Genomic DNA, 13,593 nt, shown 5'->3' on the forward strand with positions numbered 1-13,593 from the left:
AAGAAAGGGAGTGGATTATGATGAACAAAATGACATTTATCGTTCAAGCAACAACGGAAGGAATTACAACGCGAGCAAAGGCAGGGAAACATGAGTTCGTTATTGATGAGGCAAAACAAATGGGGGGACAAGATTTAGGAGCGAATCCTCTTCAAATGGTGCTCGGGGCGCTTGCCGCGTGTGAAAATGTGACTGCACGTGTCGTTGCACGGGAGATGAACTTCGATTTACAAGACATGACTTTCACAGTAAAAGGACAATTTGATCCGCGTGGTTTTATGGGTGATCCATCCGTTCGCCCGTATTTTGAACATGTATCTGTGGAAGTGGCAGTCAAAACGAGCGAAAACGAAGAACGCATTCGACAGTTAAAAGAAAAAGTGGAAGCGCGCTGCCCGGTATATACGTTACTAAAAGCGGCAGGTGTGCAAATGAATGACCAATGGTATAAAGCATAGAGCGGTTTCAACCGCTCTTTTTTTGTATTAGAAAGATAAGGGAAATCCCCTATGGGTATATAAGTTAACAACATATACAATGTAATTAAGTTAGGAAAATAAAATTGAAAGCGGATACAAAAGGAGCGATGAACGATGGCGAACGTTTATGATGTAAAAGTAGCAATCGTTGGAGCAGGTTCAGCAGGCATCTCTATTGCGGCACGGCTATTAAGAAAAAATCGACAACTGCATGGACAAGTGTTAGTGATTGATCCATCCGATAAACATTATTATCAACCGCTTTGGACGCTCGTAGGCGGCGGTGCAGCTAAAGTAGAAGACTCTGTTCGCGAGCAAGCATCGCTCATTCCAGATGGAGCGAGATGGTTGAAAGAAGCGGTCGATACGTTTTCACCAGAAAACAATACGTTAAAAACGAAAGAAGGATCAACCGTTCGTTACGACTATTTAGTTGTAGCAGCTGGAGTTGAAATTTTTTGGGATCAAATTAAAGGACTGAAAGAAACGATCGGCAAAAACGGTGTTTGCAGCAATTATTCATACGATTATGTACAGAGCACGTGGGAAAATATTCGCAATTTCCGCGGTGGCACAGCGATTTTCACTCAGCCGAGCACACAAGTAAAATGCGGTGGAGCCCCACAAAAAATTATGTATTTAGCTGATGATTATTTCCGGCAATCCGGTGTGCGCGAAAAAACGAATATTATTTTTGCTTCAGGGTTGCCAAACATTTTCGCGGTGAAGCGATATGCCGATACGCTTGAGCAAGTTATTCAACGAAAACAAATTGAAACGAAATATCGTGTCGAATTAGTCGAAATTGATGGAGAGGCGAAAAAAGCGACGTTTGAACATCTCGATACAAGTGAGCGGTTTACATTAAGCTTCGATATGATTCACGTGACACCGCCGATGGGACCACCATCCTTCATCCGAAAAAGCTCATTAGCCGACGCGGCAGGATGGGTCGATGTCGATCCGTATACGTTACAACATAAAACGTATGAAAATGTATTTGGTGCGGGTGATTGCACAAACTTACCGACATCCAAAACAGGTGCAGCGATTCGAAAACAAGCTCCTGTTGTGGCTGAAAATTTACTAGCGCTTATGAACGGAAAACCGTTAAAAGCGCGCTACGACGGTTACACCTCATGCCCGCTCGTAACAGGTTATAACAAGCTCGTGCTAGCCGAGTTTGATTATGATAAAAATCCACAAGAAACGTTCCCATTTGATCAGTCAAAAGAGCGGATGAGCATGTATATCATGAAACGAAATTTATTACCGATCGTTTACTGGAACGGCATGTTAAAAGGGTTGATGTAGAGGGGGAGGTAACATGTTACAATTACTCGAAAACGATGAACAACGAGAAGCGCTTCGTTACTTTGTTGAGAAACTCCCACAACTAAAAGAAGCAATGGAGTCAGTAGAAGAAAAAATAGCGGTTGTTCAACATGTGATGAACGATAAACAATCGCTTGAAGCACTGTTTACTGAGTTTGAGGAAAAAACAGCGCCATTTCGACTGACAACGAAACATCTTGAAGCGCTTGCAACGCTCATTCAACTGTTGCCAACGCTCGTCCAATGGTTGCAAAAAGTAGAGGAATTCCTTTCGTTTGCGACAAGTGTGATTAATGATCGCGAGTCGATGGCGTATGTGATACAAGGTACAAAAGATATTGTCCCAATTGAGAAGGGACTCAACATTTTAAAAGAAACAAACGAACGTTTTCAACGCGAACGCGATTCGTCTCCCGTATCGCTATTGCGCATGTACCGCCTGTTAAAACACCCACTTATTCAAGATGGGTTTAAATATATCGAAACGCTACTTGATGTAGCAAATAAACATAAATAAATTTGGAGGGGATATATATGTTATTTCGTTCATTTTTCGATGAGCAGTTAGCGCACATGTCTTATTTAGTCGGATGTCAACGGACAGGGGAAGCGATTGTTGTCGATCCAGGCCGCAATGTCGATTGGTATATCGACACAGCAAAAAAAGAAGGATTGCAAATTGTTGCGGCAACAGAAACACATATTCACGCAGACTTCGTTTCGGGGGCAAAAGAACTAGCAAAACGTTGTGGTGCAAAGCTTTATTTATCTGACGAAGGAGATGCAAACTGGAAATATCAATATTTAGATGAAGTCGATTACGAACTTGTAAAAGAAGGAAGCATCTTTACTGTTGGAAACGTTGAGTTTAAAGTGCTTCACACCCCTGGACATACACCAGAGCATATTTCGTTCATTCTAACAGATAAAGGCGGCGGTTCGACAGAGCCAATGGGTATTTTCACAGGTGATTTCGTTTTCGTTGGCGATATCGGTCGTCCAGATTTGCTTGAAAAGGCGGCAGGAGTGGCTGGTACGGCAGACGTTGGTGCTCGCCAAATGTTTCAATCGCTGAAAAAATTTAAAGCGCTCCCAGATTACTTGCAAGTATGGCCGGCACACGGAGCAGGAAGCGCATGCGGAAAAGCGCTTGGGGCTGTTCCAGTGTCAACTGTTGGATATGAAAAGTTAAACAACTGGGCATTAAAAATCGAAGATGAGGAGCAATTTGTGAAGTTACTGCTTACAGGTCAACCAGAGCCTCCAAAATATTTTGCGATGATGAAAAAAGTAAACAAAATCGGTCCTGCCTATTTAAATGAAGAAGAAGTTCCAGCGTTGCAAACGCGTGAACAACTCGACGAATACAAAGCAAACGGCGCGTTCATTTTAGACGTTCGTCCGTCCGAACAATTTGCAAATGCACATTACGCAGGAGCAATCAACATTCCGTTTAACAAGTCATTTACAAACTGGGCAGGTTGGTTAATCAGCTATGACCAAGATATTGTGCTCATCGCAAATAAAGAAGATGTACAGCTGATTCGCAAAGCGCTCGCTTACATTGGATTGGATCGTGTCGTTGCGTACGTAGAGCCATCCGTTGCATTAAACGGTGAGGTTGAAAGCTACGAAGAAATTGATGTACATCAACTACAACAATATTTAAAAGATGATCGGTATTACCTTATTGATGTACGCAATCAAGCAGAATGGGACGAAGGGTATATTGAAGGAGCCCACCATATGATGCTCGGTACACTTGCAGATCGCCTTGATGAAATTCCAGAAGGCAAAATATACGTTGTTCAATGCCGCTCAGGTGCGCGTTCAGCCATTGGCGCAAGCATTTTACAAGCAAAAGGTTTGAAGCAGGTGCTTAACTTAAAAGGTGGATATTTAGCGTGGACGAGAGAAAAGCTTCCAGTCGTGAAGCAATCATAAGGGCTGACGTTGTCAGTCCTTTCTTTTCATCTTTCTTCTTTTTTTCTTTATAATGGAAGAGAGGTGAGAACATGCGGTTTTTAGATAAAATTTTTGCATACATTCAAGACGGAATTATCGTCATGAATCATGAAAGAACAATTGTAGAAATGAATCCGGCTGCTAAACGGCTTACCGGCTGGCAACTTGGCGACAAAGTGCCGTATTGCTCATTTTGCCAACAGCGCGATGTGAAAGAAGGCGAAGAGCGCTGTTATTTAATTTCAACAGAGGAAGTGCCTTATTTTTTATCAGAAATGCCGACGTATCACGGACATTTCATCGATGTAGAAATGAGCACAGCACTCATCCTCGAACAAGATGATGCCAAATATTATTTGCTTGTTTTACGCGATCAAACGGCAAAGAAAAAAGAAGAAGAGGCGCGCCGTTCAAAATGGATGGTAAAAAAACTAACGGAAGCAAAAGAAGAGGAACATAAACGTTTAGCACAAGAATTGCATGATGGTGTCGGACAGTCGCTCTACAGCATTTCTGTCGCATTAGATAATATTATTCAACGTGTGCAAGATGAGAAGCTTCATGCGTATGTCAAAGAAGTGCGCGAGGAGCTCGGGCGTGTCATGGAAGATGTGAAACTATATGCCCAACAACTTCGCCCCAAAAGTCTAGATGCGCTTGGGTTAATTCCGACCATTCAATCGCTTATTCATTCGCTACAATCGAAAATGCCAAATACATCATTTTCGTTGCAAACGAATGTATATGCACGCTTATCGCCAACGATGGAAATTAATTTGTATCGCATCATTCAAGAAGCATTGCATAATGTAATGAAATATGCGAAAGCGACGGAAGTGCGTGTTTCGATTGAGCAGACGGAACGAGAATTACTAGTGTTTGTTGAAGATAACGGCGTTGGCTTTCATGTTGAAGAAAAGCGCGGGGGACTTGGCTTAAAACATATCCAGGAACGCGTTTTTCATCTTGGAGGAGAAACGACGATTACATCTGTGCCGATGAAAGGAACAACAATTTTTGTGCGCGTGCCGTTAGAGGGAGGTGGAGAGGATGAAAGTGTTAATCGTTGATGACCATGATTTAATTCGCAAAGGCATTCGTTTGCTTCTTGAAGGGTTTCGCGATGTGGAAGTCGTCGGGGAGGCAAGCAACGGTTGTGATGCCATCACGCTTGCATTGAAGCATTATCCCGATGTCGTTTTGCTTGATCTGTCAATGCCGACAGGACTTGATGGATTTACGACCGCAAAAACGATTATGGATGAATTAGAAGATGTGAAAGTAATCGTCTTAACGATGCATGATGAGGAAATATATGTGCAAAAAGCGATTCAATATCATATTCACGGTTATTTGTTGAAAAATAGCCAGACGAACGATTTATACGAGGCGTTGCAAGCTGTATATCACGGTAAACGCTTTTATCGTACGCATATTCCTGAGGAACGGCTTGAAAAAATGTTTGCGGAAAAAGAGCCGAAGTCACCGCTTACGAACCGCGAGCGAGAAATTGTTCGGCTAACGTTTTTAGGGTACACGAACAACCAAATCGCAAAAAAGTTAAAAATTAGCCCGAAAACGGTCGAAAATCATAAAACGAACATTATGCAAAAACTCGGTATTAAAGAAAAACATGAGCTCATTCAATACGCCTTAAAAAATCGTATTGCTGATTTAGTCTAAAGGAGCGTCTTGTCATGGAATATACAGTTTCCTATTTGTTTGTTCTTTTCCTTATTGGTGCAATTGGTTCCATTTTATCGGGAATGGTTGGCATCGGCGGCTCCGTTATTAAATACCCGATGCTTTTATACATTCCTCCCCTTCTTGGCTTTGTTGCCTTTACGGCACAAGAAGTGGCTGCCATTAGCGCGGTGCAAGTGTTTTTCTCGACACTTGCGGCCCTGATCGTGTTTAAAAAAGGTGGGTACGTATCATTTCGGCTCGTTGCCTATATGGGAACAGCGATTGTCATCGGCAGTTTTATCGGTGGATATGGATCGAAGTTTTTAGCTGATGAAACCATTAACTTCGTGTATGCCATTTTAGCATCAATTGCGGCGATATTAATGTTTCTCCCAAAGCCGAAGGGGAGTGAAGACGTATCAGCGGAGCAGCTGGTATTTAATCGGCTATATGCAGTTGTGCTATCTTTTATTGTCGGCGTGGCTTCTGGCATCGTTGGGGCGGCAGGGGCATTCATTATTGTACCGATTATGCTTGTCATTTTAAAAGTGCCGACGCGCATCGCGATCGGTTCGTCTGTAGCCATTACGTTCATTTCATCAATTGGGGCGACGATTGGAAAAGTGATGGGTGGACATATGCTTCTTGTCCCGTCAATCGTGATGGTTGTTGCTAGTTTACTAGCTGCTCCTATCGGGGCAAAACTAAGTCAAAAAATAAATACGAAAACGCTCGAATACATTTTGCTTGTATTAATTGTAGCGACTGTGATAAAAATTTGGTATGAAATGTTTATGTAAGCTGACTCCGTTGAGTCGGCTTTCTTTTGTTCATTGCAATGGTTATGAAAATTTGGTATGATGTTAAATAGTGGAAAAATAAAACAAATAGGATGATGGGGATGAAACGAGCACGTATTATTTATAATCCGACGTCGGGAAGGGAAGTATTTAAAAAGCATTTGCCTGATGTACTGATTCGGTTAGAACAAGCAGGATATGAAACGTCATGTCATGCGACAACAGGGGCAGGGGATGCGACAGAGGCGGCAAGAAAAGCAGTTGAGCGAGAATTTGACCTTGTTATTGCCGCAGGTGGCGATGGAACGATTAATGAGGTCGTAAATGGGCTAGCTGATGCGTCATATCGTCCGAACCTTGGCATTATTCCAGTCGGAACGACGAACGACTTCGCCCGCGCGATCGGTGTACCGCGCTCGATTGAAGGCGCGTGTGATGTGATCATTCACGGAGAAGCGGTGCCGATTGATATTGGAGCGGTAACGAACGAAGGAAAGACGCATTATTTTGTTAACATTGCCGGTGGCGGACGTTTGACGGAATTAACGTACGAAGTGCCAAGCAAATTGAAAACGATGATTGGTCAACTCGCCTATTATTTAAAAGGAATTGAAATGCTTCCTTCCTTGCACCCTGTCCATGTCAAAATCGAGTACGATGGGAAAATGTTTGAAGGGGCTGTCATGCTGTTTCTCGTTTCACTTACGAACTCTGTCGGCGGCTTTGAAAAATTAGCCCCAAACTCATCGTTAAACGATGGCATGTTTGATTTAATCATTTTGAAAGAAACGAACTTAGCTGAATTTATTAAAATTGCGACGCTTGCCTTGCGCGGTGAACATATTCATGACCCGCACGTCATTTATACGAAAGCAAACCGCGTCAAAGTGTATACGGAAGAAAACATGCAACTTAATTTAGATGGCGAGTATGGCGGCATGCTTCCAGGCGAATTTGTTAACTTGTATCGTCATATGAACGTATTTGTTCCGAAAGAAAAAGCTGAACAAATGAGAACAGGGGAATAAACCTGTTCTTTTTTGTTCGACTATGCTACAATCTTGACAGCAATTTTGCGGAAGGGGAAAGACAAATGGAAGCACCAGTAGCAAAAAATGAATATTACGATGTCATCTTTGAAGATTTAACGCACGACGGGGCAGGAGTAGCAAAAATTAATGGCTTTCCAATTTTCGTTCCGAACGGTTTACCAGGCGAAAAAGCGAAAGTGAAAGTTGTCAAAGTGAAAAAGGGGTACGGCTTCGGCCGCTTAATCGAACTGTATGAACAAAGTGAAGATCGCATCGATGCAGCGTGTCCTATTTATAAACAATGCGGTGGATGTCAGCTCCAACATATTCGTTACGAAGGACAGCTGAAAGCAAAATATAAACATGTCAAAGAAGTGCTCGCTCGCATCGGGAAAATTGAACATGCGACCGTTCACCCTGTCCTCGGCATGAACGATCCGTGGCGGTATCGAAACAAAGCGCAAGTACCTGTCGGTGAGCGTGAAGGTGGGCTTGTGGCAGGTTTTTATAAAGAGCGTAGCCACGACATTATTGACATGGACGCCTGTTTGATCCAACAAGAAATGAATGATATCGTCGTGCAAACCGTCAAACAAATTTGCGAGCAATATAACATCCCAGCCTACAATGAACAGACGCATAAAGGTGTGCTTCGTCACATTATGGCACGCTACGGGGCAACGACAAAAGAAGTGATGGTCGTTTTAATTACACGCACCGAGGAGTTGCCGCATAAAAAGAAAATTGTTGAAGCAATTGTACAACGTGTTCCGAACGTGAAGTCCATTGTGCAAAACATAAACCCGAAGCGGACGAATGTCATTATGGGAGAGCATACGCGCGTGCTTTGGGGATCGGAATATATGTATGACTATATCGGCGACATTCGGTTTGCGATTTCTGCCCGTTCCTTTTATCAAGTAAACCCTGAGCAAACGAAAGTACTGTACGAAAAAGCGTTGGAATACGCGGAGTTGACTGGGAAGGAGACAGTCATTGATGCGTATTGTGGCATCGGAACGATTTCGCTCTTTTTAGCAAAAAACGCGAGAAAAGTGTACGGGGTCGAAATCGTTCCTGAAGCGATTGCCGATGCGAAACGAAACGCCGAACTAAACGGCATGACAAACGTTGAATTTGCGGTCGGAGAGGCGGAAGTCATCATCCCAAAATGGTACGAGCAAGGAGTGCGAGCTGACTGTATCGTCGTCGATCCTCCTCGAAAAGGCTGTGATGAATCATTGCTACAAACGATGATCACCATGAAACCGGAGCGAATCGTCTACGTCTCATGCAATCCCGCAACACTTGCACGAGATTTGCGCATATTAGAAGACGGTGGATACAAAACGATCGAAGTCCAGCCGGTTGACATGTTCCCGCATACGATGCATGTGGAGTGTGTTGCGAAATTAGAACGTGGTTTGTAAAAGGTCAATCGTTCTATTAGAGAAATATTGATAACAAAAAAAGGAAAGGATATCCCCTTTCCTTTTTCGTTTGTGAGATCGCCCTTCTGCATAGTAATGATGATGTTTTCCGCTTCACTACAATGTTATTAAAATATTTTTAATTTATTGTGAATTATAATATAATTTTACATAAAGTTCATTTTCATGATAGAAGGGGAATTATGGAGAATATAAAAAAACTACATCCGATCAGCGTAACAATTATTATCGGAACATTATTTGCAAGAATGGCGATGTTTATGACCATTCCGTTTTTAGCCATTTATTTAACGAGCGTAAAAGGAGTCAGCGCTTCGTTGGCAGGGGCAATTATTGGGATTAGTTCGATTGTAGGACTGTTTGGTGGTTTTTTTGGCGGGTATGTTTCCGATCGATACGGGCGAGAGAAAGTGATGAAAATTTCTCTTTTGATGTGGACGTTCGTGTTTATTGGTTTTGCGACAGCGGAGAGCGTTTGGACGTTTTTTCTGTTAAATGCGTTAAACGGCTTATGTCGTTCGTTTTTTGAACCTTCGTCGCGAGCGTTGTTGTCGCAAGTGACAAAACAAGAAAATAAATTGCTTGTGTTTAACTTGCGATATGCAGCAATTAATGTAGGGGCGGCGATTGGTCCATTAGTAGGGTTGAAAATCGGCAGTTCGTCATCAACAGCCGCTTTTTTTATTACCGCTTTTGTTTATTTTCTTTACTTCATTTTGCTCGTCGCTCTTTTTTCAAACGATACGATTGACCAAAACGATAGCGATACATCCGAACATGTAACACTTCGCAATGCTGTCAACGTATTAAGGAACGATCGTGTGTTTTTATTTGCTGTAATCGGGATGATTCTCGGTGTCACAGGGTATTCGCAGTTTAATTCAACCATTCCGCAATATTTGTCGCAATATCAGGATGGTGTACAGCTCTTTTCTTATTTAATCGTCTTTAATGCCATTACTGTACTCATTATACAGTATCCTGTTTCAAGAATCGGCAAGCGGTATTCCGCGCTCACGTCGATTATGTTCGGCATTGTTGCGGTGTCATTCGGACTTTTCGGATTTGGTTTATTTACTGCTGTGCCGATGTTATTTCTTTCTATGTTTATTTTAACAGTAGGAGAGGTGATGATGTTTTCAATGGTCGACATATTTATTGACCAAATTGCACCTCAACAGATGAAAGGATTATATTTTGGTTCTATCGGTTTTACGGCCATAGGTAACGCCATTGGTCCTTGGATTGGAGGATTGATGCTTGAACATCTCGGTTATGGAAATCACATCATTATTTTTAGCTTATTAGCTCTATGTACATCAGTCGGTTTCCCCGTCTTCTTATATGTTGGTCGGTTAATGAAGGCGACAAAACGACATATGGAGTATAGTTTGTAACCGTTTATTACTTTTGTATACGAGGGGGAATGGAGAATGAAAAAATTGCTGGCGATCTTTAGTTTACTGATCGCGGCTCTGCTCGCTGGGATGTTTTTTTACCAAAAAAACGATTTTAAGAAAAAGATCGATTCCTCTTCATATATACGAGAAGGCGTTACAGACGTTGAAAAAGCGGTGAGCAAGGCTGTTAAAGAACATGGAAAGTCTTATCGACAGGGAGAATATATTGCCGAAGGACACATCATTCTCGACACAGAACAAAGAGGGAATGAAGTGGACGTATATGCTATTGTGAGTGTTGGCGTATTTGAATTCCAAGACGGCTTATTTACAGTTGTATCTGGTAGCGGGGCGATTCCGACTGTGATGACATTTTCAAAGGATGAGTACGGGCAGTACAAACTTGTCTCATACGAAGAGCCGCTCGATGGAGAAGCGTATGTGGAGTCAATTAAGAAAATGTTTCCAAAAATATATCACTCGAAGGTGTTATATGCAGATAAATATTATGATGAACTTGTTAAGCAACAAGAAAGACAGGCGCAGGAGTATTTAAAAAAGATTGGTCGGCATGCAAAAGTGAGCCTATCTTATGTGGAAAAGCAACCGCTTAACATTTCGGTACAAGCGATGAATCATTTTCTTCATATGCTTAGTAGCGACTCATTTTTGAACCAATGTCCCGATTGGCTAGGGACGCGTGAAGCGGTGGAACAAGGTGTGAGATACGTGTACGAAACGTCTCAAAGTAAAACAAATGACGGTCAAGATGTCATTGTCTTAAGGAAGATGAAAGAAGACGGAACAATGATCGAAAAAAGAAAATATGTCGTTGAGGAAAATCAATTGAAACGTATACAGTAATAAGAAAAGCAATCCCATCACTAGGATTGCTTTTCATATTCTCTCTTCAACTCTTTATACCAGAGCGAGTGGCGTTCTTTTACATATTCTTCATCCACATAGCCTGTAAACATACCTGGCAATAGTTTGCGATTTTCTTTGACGATAAATGCGGCTAAATGCATAATGACACCGAAGATGACCATGACTGTTGCCAAGTTGTGTAACTGTGCGCCCCAAAATAAAATTCCGTTTGTTGGTTGCACGCCCATGATGTTCTTTATGACTTTAATGACGCCTGTAACAATGACAAGGCCGATTGACACAACGAAATATAAGTAGGCGATTCGTTGTTCAGGCAAATATTTTTCGCTCGGTGGCTCTTTTTGTTTTAAAAGCATCGCTTTCAAAATAAGGTAAGAGCCTTTTACATCTCCTTTTTTTGGCCAAATGTCAAACTCTTTTTTTATCACATGGTAAACGACATGATACGTTGTAAAGAAAAGGAGAGTTGCAGCGAAAAAGTAATGCACCCATAATGTTACCTCATACGATGTGAGCCATTTTGTGCCGAACGGTTGAACGATTAAATAGCGACCGTATACCGGCATTTGGCCAATACCTGTAATGATCAGCATAATAATGGAAATGGCAATTCCCCAATGGACAAAGCGATTTGGAAGTGGTTGACGGTAAATTTTATTTTTCTTCTTTTGATTCATGACGATCTCCCCCTTCCTTTTTCTTCTGTCCGGATAATACTTTATAAGCGGTGATGCCAGCTGCGGCTGCGCCAGCGATCGGAGCGATAAGCGTAGCTAGCATATATCCGTGCGTTGTTTCTAACATATTTTCGACTTCAGGCTTCATATGCGGACGACCGAAACGAGTGTCGTTTTCTTCTTGTTTTTTCGTTTCAATCGCTTCGTTAATTTTATCAAACGGCACGTCTGAGACGTAAAGTGTTAATGTGCCGCTATTTTCTACGTCTCCATAGATGAAGCCACCGATTTCTTTTGCGCGTTCATATGCTTTTTTGCGAATTTGTTCGTACGGACCAAACTCAATTGCTCCTTTTGGACAGGCAGTTTCGCAAGCCGGGCTTTTTCCTTCCTCAAGTAAATCAGCACACATGTCGCATTTGTACATGACGCCCCCACCGGCTAATTCAGGTGCAAGTTTCATATATAACCCGACACCGGCTTGGCGCTGTGGGATATCCCAAGGGCAAACTGTTCGGCATTTCGCTCCACCCATACAGAAGTTTTCGTCAATTTTTACCGCCCCGTGCTTCGTTTTCTCGATCACTCCAAACGGACAAAGTTTTTGACATGGTGCATCAAGACAATGCATACATCGTCTTGGGATGGCAACTTTTTTCGTTTCGCCGTTCCAGTTTACTTGCACTTTTTCAACGTATGTCCAGTTGTAAGGAGTGAGACGGTCTGTGCGGTCTTTTTCATTGGACCAGTCTTCATGTTTTTTTCGAGGCCAATAGTCTTTGATTGGTTTTTGCGGTTGTGGAAAACGATGTTCATTTTTTTGTCTACAAGCTGTGACGCATAGAGGGGTGTCGTAAGCTGCACAACCATCACATTTTGTTAAGTCAATAAGCGAACCAATTAACGTACTTTCATCTGACTTGTCCGTTTGTGCATACCCAGGTGTTTTTGTCGCAAGCAATATTCCAGCTGTTGCGCCAGCGACTGTTGATCGTTTTAAAAATGTTCGTCGGCTTATTTTTTCACTCATCATCCAAACCTCCTTATCTATATACCCTAATAGGTATTTTAATAAAGAACACTTCAGTTGAAAAGAAGAACAGTCGCATTGTTTTTGACAGATTTGTGACAAAGTTGATTAGGACAACATTCTCGCCTAGTGCGAGGTGCATAAGCTGGAACGGTAAAACGTAGGAGGGATGTGTATGCCATTTATTTCAGATCGCTTTCCAAAGATGACGGTAGCGACGACTATGGGGACGATCACATTACCGGATGATTATGCAGGACGTTGGTTTGTCCTCTTTAGCCACCCAGCTGATTTCACACCCGTTTGCACGACGGAGTTTGTGGCATTTGAAAAAATGAAGCTGCAATTTCAACAGTTAAATACCGAGCTAATCGGTTTGTCGGTTGAGCAAGTATTTTCTCATATCAAATGGGTAGAATGGATTCGAGAAAAGCTTCATGTTCACATTTCATTTCCAATTATTGCAGATGAACTTGGTCATGTAGCAAAGCGACTTGGTATGATTCATCCAAAGAAAGGAACGCGGACAGTACGTAGTGTATACATCGTTGATCATGAAGGGATCATTCGTCTCATGTTAACGTACCCTGAATCGGTTGGAAGAAACATATATGAGATTGTGAGAGCGGTAAAGGCATTGCAGACGGCGGATGCGCACAAAGCAGCAACGCCAGCAAATTGGCCACATAACGAGCTAGTAGGGGATCAGCTCATCATGCCACCGCCGCGCACGATTCAACAGGCCATAGAACGACTAAACAAAGCGAAAAAAGGAGAAATGAGTTGCTTTGATTGGTGGTTTTGTACGAAGGGAACATAAAAAGACAGCGAGCGCATCACTCGCTGTCTTT

General features: G+C 42.3%; 14 protein-coding genes. 12 read left to right on the forward strand and 2 right to left on the reverse strand.

Annotated features, from left to right (window positions below):
- Positions 1–20 precede the first annotated feature (20 nt).
- From ACPF7I_RS01590 to ACPF7I_RS01640, 11 genes are all read left to right on the forward strand, one after another.
- Positions 21–458, forward strand: a complete 438-nt coding sequence (locus tag ACPF7I_RS01590) for an OsmC family protein (protein WP_430746006.1) — start codon at positions 21–23, stop codon at positions 456–458.
- A 135-nt stretch (positions 459–593) separates the two neighbouring features.
- On the forward strand, positions 594–1,793 hold the full coding sequence (locus tag ACPF7I_RS01595; protein WP_430745225.1) for an FAD/NAD(P)-binding oxidoreductase: 1,200 nt from the start codon (positions 594–596) through the stop codon (positions 1,791–1,793).
- Positions 1,794–1,806: 13 nt separating this feature from the next.
- The gene (locus ACPF7I_RS01600; protein ID WP_430745224.1) at positions 1,807–2,331 is read left to right on the forward strand and encodes a hypothetical protein; all 525 of its coding nucleotides are present in this window, start codon (positions 1,807–1,809) and stop codon (positions 2,329–2,331) included.
- A 17-nt stretch (positions 2,332–2,348) separates the two neighbouring features.
- Entirely contained in the window at positions 2,349–3,758 is a 1,410-nt protein-coding gene (locus tag ACPF7I_RS01605; protein WP_430745223.1) for an MBL fold metallo-hydrolase, read from the forward strand.
- A gap of 71 nt (positions 3,759–3,829) precedes the next feature.
- Positions 3,830–4,849 (forward strand): PAS domain-containing sensor histidine kinase, encoded by a 1,020-nt coding sequence (locus ACPF7I_RS01610; protein WP_430745221.1) that lies wholly within the window; start codon positions 3,830–3,832, stop codon positions 4,847–4,849.
- Positions 4,830–5,462, forward strand: a complete 633-nt coding sequence (locus ACPF7I_RS01615; protein WP_430745220.1) for a response regulator — start codon at positions 4,830–4,832, stop codon at positions 5,460–5,462. The genes ACPF7I_RS01610 and ACPF7I_RS01615 overlap by 20 nt, the downstream gene beginning before the upstream one ends.
- Before the next feature lie 14 nt (positions 5,463–5,476).
- Positions 5,477–6,265 carry a sulfite exporter TauE/SafE family protein gene (locus ACPF7I_RS01620; RefSeq protein WP_219986241.1) on the forward strand — a complete coding sequence of 263 codons (789 nt, stop codon included), beginning with the start codon at positions 5,477–5,479 and terminating at the stop codon, positions 6,263–6,265.
- 101 nt (positions 6,266–6,366) lie between these two features.
- Entirely contained in the window at positions 6,367–7,293 is a 927-nt protein-coding gene (locus ACPF7I_RS01625; RefSeq protein ID WP_077429421.1) for a diacylglycerol kinase, read from the forward strand.
- Between the two features lie 65 nt (positions 7,294–7,358).
- Positions 7,359–8,726, forward strand: coding sequence for a 23S rRNA (uracil(1939)-C(5))-methyltransferase RlmD (gene rlmD / locus ACPF7I_RS01630; protein ID WP_430745219.1), 1,368 nt, complete (start codon positions 7,359–7,361; stop codon positions 8,724–8,726).
- A 203-nt stretch (positions 8,727–8,929) separates the two neighbouring features.
- Positions 8,930–10,144 (forward strand): MDR family MFS transporter, encoded by a 1,215-nt coding sequence (locus tag ACPF7I_RS01635; RefSeq protein ID WP_003398573.1) that lies wholly within the window; start codon positions 8,930–8,932, stop codon positions 10,142–10,144.
- 36 nt (positions 10,145–10,180) lie between these two features.
- Positions 10,181–11,011 carry a transcriptional regulator gene (locus tag ACPF7I_RS01640; protein ID WP_430745217.1) on the forward strand — a complete coding sequence of 277 codons (831 nt, stop codon included), beginning with the start codon at positions 10,181–10,183 and terminating at the stop codon, positions 11,009–11,011.
- Positions 11,012–11,031: 20 nt separating this feature from the next.
- Here the strand turns inward: ACPF7I_RS01640 and ACPF7I_RS01645 are convergent, their stop codons facing one another.
- Both ACPF7I_RS01645 and ACPF7I_RS01650 read right to left on the reverse strand, forming a co-directional pair.
- Entirely contained in the window at positions 11,032–11,712 is a 681-nt protein-coding gene (locus ACPF7I_RS01645) for a formate dehydrogenase subunit gamma (RefSeq protein ID WP_430745216.1), read from the reverse strand.
- Positions 11,690–12,745, reverse strand: a complete 1,056-nt coding sequence (locus ACPF7I_RS01650) for a 4Fe-4S dicluster domain-containing protein (protein WP_430745215.1) — start codon at positions 12,743–12,745, stop codon at positions 11,690–11,692. The genes ACPF7I_RS01645 and ACPF7I_RS01650 overlap by 23 nt, the downstream gene beginning before the upstream one ends.
- Before the next feature lie 172 nt (positions 12,746–12,917).
- Between ACPF7I_RS01650 and ACPF7I_RS01655 the strand changes: the two genes are divergently transcribed.
- A complete protein-coding gene (locus tag ACPF7I_RS01655) occupies positions 12,918–13,562 on the forward strand; it encodes a peroxiredoxin (protein ID WP_430745213.1) in 645 nt (214 codons plus the stop codon).
- The last annotated feature ends 31 nt before the right edge of the window (positions 13,563–13,593 follow it).

Origin of the sequence: Anoxybacillus dikiliensis, from assembly GCF_050613275.1 — a bacterium.
Classification (GTDB): domain Bacteria; phylum Bacillota; class Bacilli; order Bacillales; family Anoxybacillaceae; genus Anoxybacillus.